Source organism: Hyphobacterium lacteum (genome assembly GCF_036330345.1).
GTDB lineage: Bacteria > Pseudomonadota > Alphaproteobacteria > Caulobacterales > Maricaulaceae > Hyphobacterium > Hyphobacterium lacteum.
Map to the genome: position 1 here is coordinate 180,033 of NZ_JAZDRP010000003.1, position 15,825 is coordinate 195,857.

Here is a 15,825-nt window from a genome sequence, read left to right on the forward strand (position 1 = left end):
CCGGGAAGATGGATTAGCCTGAGATAAGATTGACAGCCTCGTCAGCTATTGAGAAAGCCGCAGTCAATCCTGGGCTCTCTATGCCGGTAAGGCAAACCAGATTTTCGATTCCATGATGGCTTGGTCCCAATATTCCAAAGTCCGAAAAACCACCTGCGGGACCACAAAGCTTAGGACGGATCCCCGCATAACCGGGCAGTAACTTAGCGTCCACGACGCCCGGCCAATAAGCACGGATTGCGCTCACAAAAAGGGATTTACGCGATTCATCAACATCGAATAATCCCGCCTCCTCATTTGTCGTATCCAGCCATTCGACATCAGGACCGAATTTTACACCACCCGACCCGTCAAGCGTTGCATGGACCCCCAAGCCGCCTTCGACCGGCAAGGGGTATATATGCCGGCTAAAAGGCGATTTGCCTTGCAAAACAAAATAAGAGCCGCGTGCCCAGACTTGTTTGGGAAATTTCGCTTCAAGCTCGGCAGGGCAGCCCGCAAGGAGTTGATCCATACCAAGGCCCGCTGCAAGCACGACTTGGCTACATTGGATTATTATGTCTTGTCCTGAGAGCAATAACTCGAAGCTTTTGCCGGCCCGGCCAATGCTGCTGACTTTGGATTGCAGTACAATTTGGCCGCCTTGCCTCTGTATATCGGCCTCTAAGGATTGAATAAAAGCAGTGGCATCAACCCATCCTGAATCCGGCGATAAGAGCGCGAGCGGCGCGAAAATTTCCGGCTCATTACGCTTTAACCAACTTGGCGTTACAAGCTTTAGGTTATCAACACCTGCGGTTTCAGCGTTGATCTTGAGATCCAATAATCTTGGTATTTCCGTTTCGCTCGCGGCGACAACAATTTTACCGGACCGATGGTAAGACAGCGCCCGGTCTTCTAAATAGCCATAAAGGCGCTGACGCCCACGAACACAATGGAATGCTTTCTTAGATTTCGGCGGATAATATATGCCGGCATGGATGACCCCGCTATTGCGTGAAGAAATACCCTCGCCGAGTAAGGATGCGCTCTCAAGGACGGTAACGGAATGGCCTTCCTGCCCAAGTGCACGAGCGCAAGCTAATCCGATAACACCCCCGCCAACAACAACCGTATCGAGCTTTACGAGCTCCATCCGCACCTCTTAACCCGCTACCCAAACGCCTATTCTCTTCAATCTCCGACAGAGAACCAAAGCTGCTTTACATGACCTTGAACGCCCGCACTCAAAAACAGTCGCCAGGAATAAGAAAGGCCAGTTTCTCAACGTCGTTTAAAGTTGTTTTGAACCCTTTTCAGCATGGCCTCCATTCGAAGAAGGGGAAAGGGTGGCTTTTACGGCAACGACAAGCGCTTGGAGGGGGCGCTGCCCCGCTTTGTTTGGCGTGATGATCTGTTCCCCAAATATGGAGCGGAGCCAGTCGGCAAACAGGCAGCATTTTCGATCCTTGGCGGACCAAATTGGGCTCAATTCGCTCGGCAAAAGCCGCCTAATTGTGGGATTGCATTCGTTAAACTTGGCTTCCCATAGATTGATGCTCCTCCCAAAGCTCGCGCGCTATCGATAACGCATCGATCTTGTGTGCTGCCCACCATTCCGCTTCATCGGGATCGCGATGAAGTTTATCATGGCACATCCGACAAAGAGGAACCGTGAATTCGTCCGAAACTTTACGGCCGAGCGCTTTAGGTTGTGCAAAGCGGATGTGGTGAGCATCCGTTGGTTGACGAGCGCAAACCAAACACGGGTGTGATCGCACAAGCCGAAGATGATCTGGCTCGCGCCGTCTTAGCGGTTTTAGCCGGGTCGCGGGTGCTTCCATCGCCCTTGCGGAAACACCACTTGGGTTCGTAGCGTCTTCGTTTTCATCCGATTTGTTTTTGCTTTTGCTGGGGCGGTCGGTGCGAGAAGTTTTCTGTTGAACGGATACCCGTTGACCATTCGCGACAGAGAATTGCGTTGGATCAAAACGGCCATCCGATGGTTCATTGCGCGGGCCTCGCGATAAACACTTCGCGGCATTCTCGGGCCTGTTTTGCGACGTCGACAAGCATTCGCTCGCCTTGCTTTCCGGCTTGGTCTTGGACGTCGGCGGTACAATAAGCCCAAGCGCCTTGCCCATGGTCGCAAACGCGCGAGCTGTTGCATCAAGCTCGGCAGCTTTTAGCCCCCGATCATGGGCTTCAAACGGCGTTGTTCCTTTACCCTCGCCACATCCATGCGCCTCGCGATGGATCGGCCCAGACTCCGAGACGATGCTGACCTTAACCCGTGCTACATAGGCGGTGGTAATCACGCCGTCGCGTTCTCGTGTCGCCGCGTTTCGCATTTCGATAATATCACGCGACCAATTGAATGGACCAAATAACCGGTTCGCCTCTTGTATGATGCCCCTGGCCGCTGCGGGGCCGTCAAGGCTCAATCCTTTTCTGCCCCGCACAAGTTTCCGAGCAAGCGTTTGGGTCTTATGTTCGGTCATCTTTAAACCCTCACGCTAAGGCAGAAAGTAGCATCCCGCAGTTTCGCGCCGGGAATGGCTTCATCGGATTTAAGGGCGGTAAGAATGGCACGCCGATCTATTTTTGCAGGCTGGGCGATCAAAAACCGTTCAGGCAGAGCCGCTTCATCGACGATGTCGACACCAGGTGGGCTGTTGCGCACAGATGCGGTTAAATCAGGCTGCCGCAGGCTGGAAATTTCGCATTCACGCATGATCTTCAAACACGCCGCTCTTTTGCTCTGAGCACGGTTTTGAAATCGGCTGGCGCGAACGCGCAACGTTTCCAAGCGTGTCTTGATGGACTCTGCGATCGCTTCATCCTCAAGCGCTGAGCGCAATGTCTCTGCTATCATTTCTGGCAAGTCGCTTATGCCAGAGAGCGTGTCCTCAAGCGTAACATCGTCGATATCATCGTGCGCGGCGAGCAAGCGTTCACGCCAAACCAAATACGACGCTTTTTCAATTTGCATATGGTGCATTAGATGAGCCCTCCTTTTAGTTTAGCTCATCCGCACACACGCTCTGATTTCTCTACAAATCCAGTCTTTATGTCTCAGCGGGATTAAGATGGATCGATCAACTGTCTCCAACTGGAGACAGGATCGCCAAACCAAAGATGGACTTTTTGGGCTAATGAGACAGCCACACAATAAGAATGCGGTGCCTTTCGTGCGTTCTGCAATCAAACGAAGCAAAATGAATTCCAGATGCAGGCTGCGCTGAAATTTTTTTGGAGTTCATCGTCCTCAAATTCCAGCCGGGCAATTTCTAGCGTGCCAAAGCCCCGGCGCCAGGTTAGGGGTTCCAATTAAAGCTGGATAAATGCGGATCACCTTTTTGCGGCCTCATGAAACGTCACATCGATGATCCGCCGAAATGTGAGCTTATAGTTGGAACTGAACTAAACCCAACAGGTTGTTTCGGGTTAATGAGCATCAAAGGTAACCAATGCGCTAGCGTTAAAAGCCTACCATCAGAAAGCCAATGAACATACTTTTGTTGTAGGTGAAGGGCTTCATGATGATAGATATAATATCGTCGTCGATGTCAAAAAAAGCATCGCTGCGGTTAGCTGATTGAGGGTTGTTTGTTGACAGACCGCTTGGCGAATATTCAGTCTCTAAGGGCCCTGGCAGCGTTGATGGTCGTGGCGATCCACATCCATGCCAATGAAGTCCGCGTCGCTGGGGAGCCGCTCCTCTCGCCCTGGTTTTATCATGGTGTCGCGGGTGTCGATCTGTTCTTCGTCATTTCGGGTTTCATCATGGTCCATGTGACCCGGAACCGCGATCATTCGTTTGGCGGGATCGCCCATTTCTGGTTTGACCGCGTCTGGCGCATCTATCCGCCGGCGATTCTTTTCACGCTGCTGACGCTGATTGCGTTAAGCATCAGGGGAACGCTGGATGATTGGCTTTCGCAAACAAGCCTGATTTCCTCGTTTCTGCTTTTGCCCCAGCAGAATCATCCATTGCTGGGTGTTGCCTGGACGCTCGTCCATGAGCTCTATTTCTACCTTGTTTTCGGCGCGCTCTTGCTGCTCGGACAGCGATGGCTGCCGCTGGCGCTTCTGTTCTGGGGCGCCCTTATTGGGCTTGGATTGACTATAGGGGTGGCGCCCGCCGCCAATCCCTGGGTTCAGGTCGCCTTTCATCCGCATACATTCGAGTTCATCGCGGGCGCTTTTGCTGCCCTGGCTTTCCACAGGGGCTGGGTGCGGTTCCCCGTCGTCATCACCATGTTGGGCGTGGTCGCCTGGATAGCAGGTGCCTTGTGGATCGGAGAGCCGGCTTTCGAAGGGTATCCGGCCTATTGGGGCCGCGTGCTGGCCTTCGGCCCGGCCAGCGTCCTGCTGGTGCTGGGTCTGGCCGGGCTCGAGCGGCAAGAGCGGCTCGTCCTGCCCGCCTGGTCGCAGGTCATCGGCGACTGGTCCTACAGCCTCTATCTGTCCCACGTGCTTGTCATCGTCACCCTGACGCATCTGTGGATGAGGTTCGCGATGCCCGGGCCGGCAGACAATCTGCTCATGATCGGCTTGATGACGGGGCTGGCCCTGGGGTTTTCTGCGATCGCCTACAATGTCTTCGAGCGGCCGGTGCTGAAATTCTCCAAACGCCTGGGCCGGAAGCTCTTCGCAAAGGCCGGCTGAGCGGCGCTGTCCCAGCCGAAAGTAACGGCGTTCCAAGCGCTATCTGTCGCCGGTTCTGAGTTCGGCACCGCAGCGTTGCGCCACGCGCTGCGCCATGGGGACCATCTCGCTATCGGCCGCCCAAACCAGCTGGAAGCGATGCTTGGCCGTTTCCAGCCACAGAATGTATTCGGAAACCCACAAGAACACCGATTGGCGCACGGATCGGCCGAAGGGGCTGGTCAGACCGATGGCCGCAGCAATCGTGGTCCAGAAGATCATGGTCATGGCGAGCGGATAGAAGCGGCTGAAATAACCAGCGATAACGCCGGCGATGATCAACTGGCTGAGCAGCATCAGCAGCCCTGCAGCCCGCGGCCGCAAATCCCGCGTTTCCTCGTCGCGGTGCGCTTCGCCGCCGGAATCATAGGACAGGGAAATCACCTGATAGCCCTGTTCGGTCAGGCTGGACCGCATCTGCTCCAACCGGCTGTCATTCTTCGGGAATTTGGAGGAAAGCAGGAGGGCGTGTGGCATTCTATCGAATCTGGGCAAAAGCGATGGCGTTCGCGGCAGGTAATCCTGCCGGTATGGATGGCGATGTACGTCGCGCTTCAGCCTTCACAGGCCGACACGAAGACGCGTGCATCACCTGCCATGCGGAATGTGCCCTGATCAAGCCTTAGCGCGTGGTGGCAACGCCCTCACCCCGGCTCTGGCGAACCTCTACTTTCCGCAAATGCGCAATAGTTCAGTGCTCTGGATGCTTATGGCACTTCGTCAGCCCGTCCTTTTCGCTACCCAATTCTCAAAGGCCTCGTTTGCCAAGGTTTCAGCTATCCGCTTTTGTAGCAGTAGGCGGGCAAAATATTTACGAAAATCTTGAGCATTCATTTCGTCGGGCTCTTCTCCGTCAAGTCTCGCAAACTGCTCGACGATTTTCAACTCAGCATCATTCATTTTAAACCTCCGACTTAATGGGTGCACTTTGCAACATTATACATTACCACGAAGAGGTAATGTGCAAATCTGCAAATCTATATATGAAGATACGACAAGGAGAATCTTGATCAAGCGTAAACTTCGCTTCAAGAATAGCACTGAATCAGGAGATGTGGCCCAGGCTTCTGATCCGCGGTTTGCCGCCTGGTCCTGGCCTGCTCCCTTAGAAGTGGTCCGTTTTGAGAGTTAGGGTCTGGCTCGTGATGAGGAGTTGGGACATGGACCGGAAGGTATACTAGGCCGGAGAGATTATTGCGCATTTGCGGGAGGTAGATGTTCGCCAGAGCCGGGGTGAGAGCATTGCCTCGGCGGTGAAGGCGATCGGTATTACCGATCAGACCTATTATCCTTGGCGGCGGGAGTATGGGGGCTTGAAGGTTGATCAGGCTAGACGTCTGAAGGCCTTGGAGAAGGAGAATGCCTGGCTTCGCCGTGCGGTCTCTGATCTGACCTTGGACAAGATGATCCTGTCAGAGGCTGCCAAGGGAAACTTCTAAGCCTTTCGCGTCGCCGGGCGTGTGTTGATCACGTGGTGGAGGCCTTGCGTGTATCTGTGCGCCGGGCCTGCCGCATGATCGGCCCGCATCGCTCCACCCAGAGAAAACCTCCGCAGGGCCGTCAGGATGCAGCGGCCCTGACGCAGGCTGTGATCGACTTGGCTGAGCAGTATGGCCGTTTTGGCTATCGTCGGGTCACAGCGCTTCTGCGGTCTGACGGCTGGTCGGTGAACACAAAGCGGGTCTACCGCATCTGGCGACGTGAAGGGCTTAAAGTGCCCAGCAAGCAACCGAAGCGGGGCCGGCTCTGGCTCAATGATGGATCGTGTGTGCGTCTACGCCCGCAGTATAAGGGCCATGTCTGGTCCTATGACTTAGTTCAGGATCGCACACATGATGGCAAGGCCTATCGCATGCTATGTGTGCTCGATGAGTATAGCCGGGAGTGTCTGGCCATACGGGTTGAGCGAAGGCTTAACTCAACACGGGTTCTGGAAACCCTTGCCGACCTCTTCCTTGAACATGGGGCGCCTCAGCATATCCGCTCTGACAATGGTCCCGAGTTCATCGCCACAGCCCTGCGCGACTGGTTGACACGGCTGGATGTGAAGACGCTCTACATCGAGCCCGGATCACCATGGGAGAATGGTTATTACGAGAGCTTCAACTCAAAGCTCCGCGACCAGTTCCTGAACCGGGAGGTGCTTTACACACTCAAGGAGGCCAAGGTGCTCATCGAGGCATGGCGCCAGCACTACAACACCATAAGGCCTCACTCGTCACTTGGGTATAAACCGCCGGCGCCCAAAGCTATCTTGCCAGCGGCTTATCTGCCACCTTACGATCAACCCATGACGGCAAATAAACCGCACATAACCCGTCGGGCCCTAACTTAAACCATGGGCCCTAAATAGGGGCAGCCTATTCCAGAAAATCAAAGTCATCGCGAGCGGATAAAAACGGCTAAAATAGCCTGAAATAACGTCCGCAATCACGAGCTAGCTCGCCAGCATTAACGTCGCAATTGCTCGCGGATGTAAATCCAATGTTCTTTCCTCCTTGACCTTATCCCCGCCCGAGTCGAAGGCAACAGAAATAACCTGATAGCTTTCGGTTATCAGGTTAGATCGCGCTTTTGCTAAGCGTCGGTCGACCTTCGGAAATTTTTTTGAAAGAAGAAGTGAACAGGGCACTATAGAGTTTAATGAATCAAAACCGAGAAATAATTGTTATTCGCACATAGGGTAGTCAAAGCGATAAGGAGACGACGGACTCACTAAGTATACGATTTGCAACAATCCCGATAATTGCCATAGTTTTCTCGGATCGTCATTTAGCGGTCAGCCGAAGAGCGAGATTGCTTATTTTCGTGCTAACGGGTTGCCTTCATATATTGCGAAACAACATCTCCAGAAGCTCCCGCTGCTTCTACCCGGCCTGCGTCCAGCCATAAGGCTTCATCGGTTTGATGCTCGATAAGAGCTAGGTCGTGGCTAGCGAGCACCAACGCTCCTGACCGATCAACAAGTGAATGCATTCGCTTTTGAGCTTTCTGCTGAAATATGCGATCACCCGCTCCCAGCCACTCGTCAACGATAAGAATGTCCGGCTCGAAAGCGGTCGCAATAGCAAAGTTTAATCGCATTGCCATGCCCGAAGAATATGTTCGAACGGGCATACGAATATAATCTTCTAGCTCGGCGAAGGCAGCTATTTCCAATACCCGAGCTTTAGCATCCGCTTTGGAAAGGCCGGCGATCATACCGCGTAGGATGATGTTTCGCTCGCCCGTCGCTTCGATCCGCATGCCATGAGCGATATCAATTAATGCTGATATCTCACCGTCAACGTCGATATGACCTGAGGTGACCGGGAGTAGACCTGCTATAGCTTTTAAAAGCGTGGACTTTCCCGAGCCATTGCGACCGATTAATCCGAGGCGCTTGCCGTCCGATAAATCAAAACTTACGCCCTTAAGTGCATTCACCCAACGCTTAGCGCCCTGCGTGGTTGAAATTTGACCCGCGCCTTTAGGGCTGATCATGCCATCAGCATTATCGTAAACGCGAAATCGAAGCGATACATTTTGGGCTTTTATCGATGGCATTTCACTAAAACCAATAAGGAATGCGATTTCTAAAAACCGAAAATACACTCACAGACAACACCGCCAACAAGAGCGTAAGGCAAATTGATATCAGCCAGCTCATCAGCGGTAATTCAAAGTCAACTAAAGGCGCGCGCACGATATCAATGTAATAGGTGAAAGGATTCCAGATAAGAAAATCGGCGAGCGGCCCCACTTGATCAGGGGTCCAAACCAGCGGCGTGAGGAAAAATAAAACGCGCATGCCGGTTTGTACGATTTGTGCGATATCGCGATAGCGAAGGCAGATTACCCCAAGCAGCATCTGTAAAAAGACACCGTTGAGGATAATAAGCAGTATCCCTGCGAGCGATGAGAGCGCTACCAGACCTGGAAAATGGCCTGTAAAAAGAAGCACAGCGACCGCCACGACGGCGCTGTAGGCAAAGATAACTATATCGCGCGCAACACTCTCGAAAAAATAGGTCGAATAGGGAAGCTTAACGCCTTTTACCCAAGTTTCAGAATTGATCAGCGACGTGCACCCATCCACTACAAATGCGCTGACCATTTGCCAAACCAGAAAACCTACTGTGACGTAAGCTGCAAACCATGGAAGGGGCGCAGGGTTGATCGCGCCAAAGATAAAGATCTTTGCAACGATAAAGATGAGATAGGACAGCGTTAGCCAAACCAATCCGAAGATGGTTCGCCGATAGCGTTGTCGAAGATCATCTTGTGCCAGTGAAGTCCAAAGCTCAAATTTGCTCAAGCCTTGGCGAATGTCACGAATTGCGATTTTAAATCGTCCCGCCATCAAATTTTATTGGCTTTGATTACGCTGCGCATCGTCTCGATAGAAGATTCACCTTCCTCACCATGGTCGAGGGCAAATTGAAGAAACGCGCGCAGATAGCCTTGCTTGCTGCCGCAATCAAAGCTTTCGCCTTCGTATTCCAGCGCGAAAAAATCCTGCTCGCGCATGAGTGCTGCCATGGCATCTGTCAGCTGAATCTCCCCGCCTGCGCCGCGCGCCTGATTTCCAAGAAAGCTAAATATCTCCGGCTGTAGAATATATCTGCCGGTGATCGATAAGTTGGAAGGCGCTTCCTCGACGGTCGGTTTCTCGACCATTCCCCTCATTTTTATGGTTCTATTGTACTGGCTTTCAGGAGCGACGATACCATACTTATTGACCTCGGTTTCCGGCACCGTCTCGACGGCGATCACATTGCCGCCCTTTTCTTCATAGGTCGCCACCATTTGCGCCATGCAGCTTGGGAAAGCTTTCACAATGACATCGGGTAACAGAACAGCAAACGGTTCATTACCGATGACATCTCGCGCGCACCAGACTGCATGCCCCAGGCCAAGTGGAGCTTGCTGACGAACAAAGCTCATTGACCCAGGCTTTGGTCGCTCGATTTCCAATTGCCGAAGGAGTTCCTGCTTGCCTTTTTCAGAAAGCAATGATTCTAGCTCATAAGCCCGATCAAAAAAATCATCAATAGCGCTTTTGTTTCGACCGGTCACAAACACAAAATGTTCGATTCCCGCCTCGATTGCCTCGTTTACAACATACTGAATCGCAGGACGGTCGAATACCGGAAGCATTTCTTTTGGGACGGCTTTTGTTGCGGGTAAAACGCGGGTTCCCAAACCTGCGACAGGCAGAACGGCCTTCCTGATTCTGGCCATAGCAACTTTTGTTCCTTCGCCTCGCCCATGTGCCTCAAGGGCTTTCTACCAGCTAATCTAGACTGATTGCATCCCTATGTCGATTTTAGGCGCTGCACTAACCTTGTCGCCTGCCATGCATGGCATTAGGAGTAGGTTTTTGATTACCAAAGAGAGCGTCAACGTGATAAGGCCAATTATATTATGCGGCGGCGGGGGAACACGGCTTTGGCCATTATCGAGCCCGCGACTTCCAAAGCAGTTTCTCAATCTGGTTGGGTCGCAATCTATGTTGACCGAAACTGCCGCGCGTGTTGGCGACGCAACCCGTTTCAGAAGGCCTCTCGCGATTGGCTCGACTCGGCATGCCGGTCTTTTGCGTGAAAGCCTGCCAAATGCGGATTTATTGCTAGAGCCTGTGGCAAGAAACTCGGCTCCGCCCGTCATAGCTGCCTGCCTACTGAGCGACGCCGACGAACTTCTGTTGGTGCTGCCATCGGATCAGCACATTGCTGACATTTCGGCTTTTACGGCGGCCATCGAAAAAGGTTCCCTTTTTGCAGCTGATGGTCGTATCGTTACGTTTGGAATTGAGCCAGATCATCCGGCCACTGGCTATGGTTACATTGAGGCCGAAGGTGGCGGCGACGTGCGTCCGGTTTCGCGTTTCGTAGAAAAACCTGATTTTGAAACCGCCGTGGCTTATCTCGAAACAGGACGCTTCTTCTGGAACGCCGGCATTTTTCTTTTTAAAGCCGGCACTATGGTAGAGGCATTTAAGAAGTACGCGCCAGATATCTTCGAAGACACGCAGGCGGCTCTAAATGGTGGAAAGCTAGATCGAGACGCATTTTCCAAAGTTCGGTCGGAGAGTATCGACTATGCAGTCATGGAGCGAGCCCGTAATGTATCCGTATTGCCTGTTTCCATGGGGTGGAGTGATCTCGGCGATTTTCGTTCTTTAATGAAGGCTGGCGCGGTTAGCTCAAGTGATAAGGTGGTTAAGTACGGTCCGGTAGCCACGACGAATACGACGAATGCTTATGTCCGCTCTGAATCGCCCCGTGTAGCAGTGCATGGTCTAAATGATCTCGCTGTCGTGGCAACTAGGGACAGTGTTTTGGTCACGCGGCTTAGCGACGCAGAAGGCATTAAGGGCGTAATTAATGAACTTTCGATCGCAGGTCATGCTTCTGTTTCGGAGGAACACCGGTCTTGGTTAAGGGGCTGGCTCTGGAGCCACATTATGCCAGCGTGGGCGCGATTGGCTGTCGACCCTTCGAGCGGCGTACTGATCGAAGGTTTAGATCTAGGCGGCCAACCAATGTTGTTTGCCGATTGTAGAGGACGTGTAGCCCCGCGACAACTTTTCAGCTTTGCGCGGGCTAAGCGGCTCGGTTGGAATCCGGGAAATTTGGCCGACAATGTCATTGAATCCGCGCTGGCCTTTCTCGCCGACAAAGCCCGCTCGCCGAAAGGGGGCTGGGCTCATGCATTCAATGCCGACGGCTCAATCGCAAACGGCGCACGCGATTTGTATGATCATGCCTTTATAGCTCTGGCTGGATCCGAGCTGGTTGCATTGGGCGAACGCCGCGGATTCGCACTGGCCGAAGAAGCCTTCGAGATTATCGACACGCTATTCGCGGATCCGCAGTACGATGGCTGGTATGACCCTGAGATCGCGCCAGGTGAAAAATTGGCTAATCCACACATGCATTTGCTGGAAGCCAGCTTGGCTTATTATGAAGCCGTGTATGATACGGCCTCGTTGAGGCGTATCGAAAAGATTACCACGCTCTTCGAACGCTGGATGTTCGATCCGGAGACGGGAGCAATGTCTGAGCAATTTGACGCCGATTGGTTACGAAAAGCCGGTTCTCGAATAGAGCCGGGCCATTGCTATGAATGGGCTTTTCTTTTGCATGAAGCTGAGCGACTAACCGGACGCGATACAGCGAGCTGGCAGCGCCGCTTGGTAGACTATGCAGAAACTCACGGCTTGCGGAGTGGCCTAGCTGTAGACACTTTGGGAGCTGAGCCTGTCAGCTTCCGCCTATGGCCGCAGCTCGAACGCCTGCGCGCTTTGACCCATGTGCCGCGGCCGGGCGCGGACGTGGCTGAAATTTTAGGGCAGATCATCGCGTATTATTTACGGCCCGGCCCCGATCATTGCTGGGTCGACAAGTTGAATGTAGAACTTGAACCTGATGTTTCGGCTGTCCCGGCTAGTATGGTCTATCATTTAATGACGGCGCTTGCGCCGATTGCGCCACCCCGTTAGGCCGGGCTTTCTCGGAGTGAGACAAGGGAATTCAAGATGAGTGGACCCCCGCTGGTTGTTGTCGCGTCGCGATCATTCTCCAATCATCCTATTTTGGTTTCTGAACTGCGTGCAAAATATCCCAACTTACGCCTGAACGAGGCCGGCAAGTCGCTTGCGGGCGATGAGCTGGTCAAGCATCTTCAGGGTGCGGAGCGCGCGGTCATAGCACTTGAAAAAATCGACGCCTCGATCCTCTCGCGCCTGCCGGACCTGAAGATCATCGGCAAGTACGGCGTGGGCCTAGACAATATCGACATGGCCGCGATGCGCGAGCACGGGGTGAAGCTGGGCTGGACCGGCGGCGTGAACCGGCTGGGCGTCGCCGAGCTGGCCCTGGAGCTGATGCTGGGCGGCCTGCGCAAGACCTGGGAATCCCGCGAACTCGCCGAAAGCGGCGGCTGGGTGCAGATCCGCGGCCGTCAGTTGTCCGGCAAGACCGTCGGGATCATCGGCTTCGGCCATGTGGGCAAGGAAGTCGCGCGCATCCTCGCGCCCTTCCAGGTCCGCATTCTGGTCAATGACATCAAGGACGTGTCTCAGGCTGCGGCTGAGGCCGGCGCGGAGCTGGCCGAGAAGGATCAGATCTTCGCCGAAGCAGACGTGATCACACTGCACACGCCCAAGACGGCGGACACCACGCGCATGATCGACGCGCGCGCCCTGTCCATGATGAAGCCTGACGCCGTCGTGGTGAACACCGCTCGCGGCGGCCTGATCGATGAGCAGGCGCTGTACGACGCGCTGACCGAGAACCGGATCGGGGCCGCCGCCATGGACGTGTTCGAGGGCGAGCCGCCGGGCGATAATCCGCTCATCAAGCTGACGAATTTCGCCGCGACGACCCATATCGGCGGTTCGTCGGAGGAAGCGGTCCTGAATATGGGTCGGGCGGCCATCGCTGGACTTGAAAACGCCGTCGAGGCAGTCGAATCCAATTTCTACTATCGTTGAGCAAGAGTGATCCCATGAAGGAAGACGCGCTTTCGGACCTGAAAATCCTGGTCACCGGCGGCACGCGCGGCATCGGCAAGGCCATCGCCGAGCGGCTGGCGTCGGGCGGGGCCCGTGTGGACGTCACCGGCACCCGGCCTGACGGCGAAGCGCCTGAGGGGTGTGGCTATCACGGCGTGGATTTCTCCGACCGCGTGGCCATCGACGCCTTCGCCCAAAAGATCGCCGAGGCGGGCTATGACGGTCTGGTCAACAATGCCGGGGTCAACAAGATCGGCCCCTTCGCCGAGATTGACCCGGCCGATTTCGACTGGATTCACCAGATCAATGTCGTCGCCCCCTTCCGCCTGTGCCAGGCGGTCCTTCCGGGCATGAAGGCGCGCGGCTTCGGGCGGATCGTGACCCTGTCCTCTATCTGGGGCCACATCTCCAAGGAGTTCCGGGCGAGCTACTCCACCAGCAAGTTCGGCGTGGACGGCATGACCGCCGCGCTTTCGGCTGAAGTCGCCGAGCATGGCATTTTGGCCAACTGCGTGGCGCCGGGATTCATCGACACCGAGTTGACACGGCGCGTCCTGGGCGAGGACGGTATCGCCGAACTGGTGCAGAAGGTCCCCGCACGCCGGCTTGGCAAGCCGCAGGACGTGGCCAATCTCATCGCCTGGCTGGTCAGCCGCGAGAACGCCTATGTGACCGGCCAGAATATATTGATCGACGGCGGGTTCACCCGCACCTGACGGCGGACGTCGCTCTTAAACCAAGGAACGGACATACGATATGGTCGAGAACCTGACGATCCAGTCCCACAAGGGTCCCTACACGGTCCATTTCGAGGAAGACGCTCTGGAGACGCTGAACGCGGAGATTCCGGAGAACACCCACTTCATCATCGACCGCAATATCGCCGAGCTGTACCGGGAGAAAATCCCGAACATCCTGAACCATGAATCGGTTCTGCTCATCGAGGCGATCGAGCCGCACAAGAGCCTGGAGGAGTGCCCGAAATACGTCGAGCACCTGGTCAGCTGCGGCATGCGGCGGGGCCATACCCTGCTCGCCATCGGCGGGGGCATCATCCAGGACATCACCTGTTTCCTGGCCGCGACCATGCTGCGCGGCGTGCCCTGGCGCTTTTTCCCGACCACCTTGCTGGCCCAGGCTGACAGCTGCATCGGCTCGAAGAGTTCCATCAACGCCGGCTCGGCCAAGAATATCTTGGGCACCTTCACGCCGCCGGTGCGCATTGATCTGAGCACGCGGTTTCTCGATACGTTGCCGGCGCGCGACGTGCGCTCGGGCGTGGGCGAGATGATCAAGGTCCATGTCATCGACGGGCCTGAGAGCTTCGACACGATTGCGGCGGATTATGAGCGCATCTTCGAGGACCGCGAGGTCATGCGTCACTATCTGCGCCGCTCGCTCGCCATCAAGAAGAACTATATCGAGAAGGACGAGTTCGATCAGACGATCCGGCTGGTGTTCAACTATGGCCACAGCTTCGGACACGCCATCGAGGCGGCGACGAATTTCGAAATTCCCCATGGGATCGCGGTGACCATCGGCATGGACATGGCCAACTGGGTCAGCGCTCAGATGGGCATCGGGACGCAGGCTCATTTCGAGCGCATGCACCCGGCCATGGCGAAGAACTACGCCGGGTACGAAAACACCGCCGTACCCATCGACGTGTTCATCAAGTCCATCTCCAAGGACAAGAAGAATCTCGGCAAGGGCAAAGTGACGCTGATCCTGCCGGACAAGGACGGGAAGATCTTCCGCGACAGCTACGACAATGACGAGCGGTTCAGCGAATTGTGCGAGCGTTTCCTGATCGAGGTGCGTGGCATGAGCCTGGCGACCGCCTGAGGCCACGCCCTTCTGACATGAAAAAGCCCGGCGCGGCGCGCCGGGCTTTTTTCTGGGTTCGGCTAGAGGTTTTACGACCGACCGGCCGCGGCGGCCTCTTCCGCCAGGCGGCGCTCCATGAGAAATTCGCAATACGCGAAGTCATGCTCTTCGTCGATGTCCACGCTTTCAAGATGGGGCGTCGGAAAGAGCTTGGGATTGTCGCCGACCCGGTGGCCGTTCTTGGCGAAGGAGTCCCGGGTGAAGATGTAAAGGCAGGAATTCTCTTCATAGATCGGCGGCAGGTGCTGGGTGGGCAGCATTTCCTTGGGATTGTGGTTCACAGGCGAGCCGTCCGGCCAGTAGAGCCTGGTATGCATCGCGCTCACGGCGAACAGGCTGTCATGGCCGCCCGGCTCGAAATACGCTTCCACCGCTGCGTCGATGGTCTCCGCGCGCAGGAGCGGGTTGGTGGAGTGGGTTTGCAGGAACACCTCGGCGTCTGAATTGGCCATGTGATGTTCGATCAGCGGGTTCATGCTGACGAAATCACCCTTCAGCGCATCAGGGCGGCGCAGGATCTTAATGCCGGGAAAATCTGCCCGGACGGTCGCTTCAATGCCGTCATCGTCGGTCTCCACCGAGATGTCGGCGATCCGGTCGGCTTTGAGAAGTTCCGCGATGATCCAGTAGCAGCATGGCTTGCCGGCCAGCGGACGGATATTCTTGCCCGGAACACGGGAAGAATGGCCCTTCATGGAGATGAAGGCGGTTACAGACTTGATCATGAAACAAGCTCCGACAGGAAACGC

General features: G+C 55.0%; 15 protein-coding genes. 6 read left to right on the plus strand and 9 right to left on the minus strand.

Translation table 11 applies throughout. From position 1 onward, the window contains the following. Positions 1-13 precede the first annotated feature (13 nt). The 3 genes from V0U79_RS05675 to V0U79_RS05685 all read right to left on the minus strand — a co-directional run bounded on the left by V0U79_RS05675 (position 14) and on the right by V0U79_RS05685 (position 2,980). Positions 14-1,135, minus strand: a complete 1,122-nt coding sequence (locus V0U79_RS05675; protein WP_330198510.1) for an NAD(P)/FAD-dependent oxidoreductase — start codon at positions 1,133-1,135, stop codon at positions 14-16. 376 nt (positions 1,136-1,511) lie between these two features. Continuing rightward, positions 1,512-2,480: a DUF968 domain-containing protein gene (locus V0U79_RS05680; RefSeq protein ID WP_330198511.1), complete on the minus strand. Its 969-nt coding sequence runs from the start codon at positions 2,478-2,480 to the stop codon at positions 1,512-1,514. A gap of 2 nt (positions 2,481-2,482) precedes the next feature. After that, a complete protein-coding gene (locus tag V0U79_RS05685) occupies positions 2,483-2,980 on the minus strand; it encodes a siphovirus Gp157 family protein (protein ID WP_330198512.1) in 498 nt (165 codons plus the stop codon). A gap of 611 nt (positions 2,981-3,591) precedes the next feature. On the opposite strand from V0U79_RS05685, the gene V0U79_RS05690 reads away from it, so the two are divergent. Continuing rightward, positions 3,592-4,650, plus strand: a complete 1,059-nt coding sequence (locus V0U79_RS05690; protein ID WP_330198513.1) for an acyltransferase family protein — start codon at positions 3,592-3,594, stop codon at positions 4,648-4,650. Between the two features lie 39 nt (positions 4,651-4,689). Here the strand turns inward: V0U79_RS05690 and V0U79_RS05695 are convergent, their stop codons facing one another. Then, on the minus strand, positions 4,690-5,166 hold the full coding sequence (locus V0U79_RS05695) for a hypothetical protein (RefSeq protein WP_330198514.1): 477 nt from the start codon (positions 5,164-5,166) through the stop codon (positions 4,690-4,692). Positions 5,167-5,409: 243 nt separating this feature from the next. After that, a complete protein-coding gene (locus V0U79_RS05700) occupies positions 5,410-5,589 on the minus strand; it encodes a hypothetical protein (RefSeq protein ID WP_330198515.1) in 180 nt (59 codons plus the stop codon). 290 nt (positions 5,590-5,879) lie between these two features. On the opposite strand from V0U79_RS05700, the gene V0U79_RS05705 reads away from it, so the two are divergent. Next, positions 5,880-7,024, plus strand: a protein-coding gene (locus V0U79_RS05705) for an IS3 family transposase (RefSeq protein WP_330198794.1) whose coding sequence is annotated in 2 segments (ribosomal slippage) — positions 5,880-6,114 and positions 6,114-7,024 — 1,146 coding nt in all. Because the reading frame shifts where the segments join, the coding sequence is not laid out codon by codon here. Positions 7,025-7,500: 476 nt separating this feature from the next. Here the strand turns inward: V0U79_RS05705 and V0U79_RS05710 are convergent. The 3 genes from V0U79_RS05710 to galU are packed head-to-tail and all read right to left on the minus strand — an operon-like array spanning position 7,501 to position 9,912. Further along, the gene (locus V0U79_RS05710) at positions 7,501-8,283 is read right to left on the minus strand and encodes an ABC transporter ATP-binding protein (protein WP_330198516.1); all 783 of its coding nucleotides are present in this window, start codon (positions 8,281-8,283) and stop codon (positions 7,501-7,503) included. Beyond that, positions 8,240-9,031: an ABC transporter permease gene (locus V0U79_RS05715; protein ID WP_330198517.1), complete on the minus strand. Its 792-nt coding sequence runs from the start codon at positions 9,029-9,031 to the stop codon at positions 8,240-8,242. The genes V0U79_RS05710 and V0U79_RS05715 overlap by 44 nt, the downstream gene beginning before the upstream one ends. After that, complete coding sequence (gene galU, locus V0U79_RS05720; RefSeq protein WP_330198518.1) at positions 9,031-9,912, minus strand: UTP--glucose-1-phosphate uridylyltransferase GalU; 882 nt, start codon at positions 9,910-9,912, stop codon at positions 9,031-9,033. Before galU ends, V0U79_RS05715 begins: the two co-directional genes overlap by 1 nt. Before the next feature lie 115 nt (positions 9,913-10,027). Here galU and V0U79_RS05725 point away from each other — a divergent pair, with 115 nt between their 5' ends. The 4 genes from V0U79_RS05725 to V0U79_RS05740 are packed head-to-tail and all read left to right on the plus strand — an operon-like array spanning position 10,028 to position 15,034. Next, entirely contained in the window at positions 10,028-12,175 is a 2,148-nt protein-coding gene (locus tag V0U79_RS05725) for an AGE family epimerase/isomerase (RefSeq protein ID WP_330198795.1), read from the plus strand. A gap of 36 nt (positions 12,176-12,211) precedes the next feature. Next, entirely contained in the window at positions 12,212-13,168 is a 957-nt protein-coding gene (locus V0U79_RS05730; protein WP_330198519.1) for a phosphoglycerate dehydrogenase, read from the plus strand. A 14-nt stretch (positions 13,169-13,182) separates the two neighbouring features. Beyond that, positions 13,183-13,905: an SDR family NAD(P)-dependent oxidoreductase gene (locus V0U79_RS05735; protein ID WP_330198520.1), complete on the plus strand. Its 723-nt coding sequence runs from the start codon at positions 13,183-13,185 to the stop codon at positions 13,903-13,905. 40 nt (positions 13,906-13,945) lie between these two features. Continuing rightward, positions 13,946-15,034 (plus strand): AroB-related putative sugar phosphate phospholyase (cyclizing), encoded by a 1,089-nt coding sequence (locus tag V0U79_RS05740; RefSeq protein WP_330198521.1) that lies wholly within the window; start codon positions 13,946-13,948, stop codon positions 15,032-15,034. 71 nt (positions 15,035-15,105) lie between these two features. Here V0U79_RS05740 and V0U79_RS05745 read toward each other — a convergent pair whose 3' ends face one another. Beyond that, a complete protein-coding gene (locus V0U79_RS05745) occupies positions 15,106-15,771 on the minus strand; it encodes an acylneuraminate cytidylyltransferase family protein (protein WP_330198522.1) in 666 nt (221 codons plus the stop codon). Positions 15,772-15,825 lie beyond the last annotated feature (54 nt).

What these genes read in the sequence shown, in the direction of transcription:
- V0U79_RS05685 (WP_330198512.1), bottom strand. Translation starts at nt 2,980, where the DNA reads ATGCACCATATGCAAATTGAAAAAGCGTCGTATTTGGTTTGGCGTGAA.
- V0U79_RS05740 (WP_330198521.1), top strand. Translation starts at nt 13,946, where the DNA reads ATGGTCGAGAACCTGACGATCCAGTCCCACAAGGGTCCCTACACGGTC.
- V0U79_RS05725 (WP_330198795.1), top strand. Translation starts at nt 10,028, where the DNA reads ATGCATGGCATTAGGAGTAGGTTTTTGATTACCAAAGAGAGCGTCAAC.
- V0U79_RS05745 (WP_330198522.1), bottom strand. Translation starts at nt 15,771, where the DNA reads ATGAAGGGCCATTCTTCCCGTGTTCCGGGCAAGAATATCCGTCCGCTG.
- V0U79_RS05715 (WP_330198517.1), bottom strand. Translation starts at nt 9,031, where the DNA reads ATGGCGGGACGATTTAAAATCGCAATTCGTGACATTCGCCAAGGCTTG.
- V0U79_RS05675 (WP_330198510.1), bottom strand. Translation starts at nt 1,135, where the DNA reads ATGGAGCTCGTAAAGCTCGATACGGTTGTTGTTGGCGGGGGTGTTATC.
- V0U79_RS05735 (WP_330198520.1), top strand. Translation starts at nt 13,183, where the DNA reads ATGAAGGAAGACGCGCTTTCGGACCTGAAAATCCTGGTCACCGGCGGC.
- V0U79_RS05695 (WP_330198514.1), bottom strand. Translation starts at nt 5,166, where the DNA reads ATGCCACACGCCCTCCTGCTTTCCTCCAAATTCCCGAAGAATGACAGC.
- V0U79_RS05680 (WP_330198511.1), bottom strand. Translation starts at nt 2,480, where the DNA reads ATGACCGAACATAAGACCCAAACGCTTGCTCGGAAACTTGTGCGGGGC.
- V0U79_RS05700 (WP_330198515.1), bottom strand. Translation starts at nt 5,589, where the DNA reads ATGAATGATGCTGAGTTGAAAATCGTCGAGCAGTTTGCGAGACTTGAC.
- galU (WP_330198518.1), bottom strand. Translation starts at nt 9,912, where the DNA reads ATGGCCAGAATCAGGAAGGCCGTTCTGCCTGTCGCAGGTTTGGGAACC.
- V0U79_RS05730 (WP_330198519.1), top strand. Translation starts at nt 12,212, where the DNA reads ATGAGTGGACCCCCGCTGGTTGTTGTCGCGTCGCGATCATTCTCCAAT.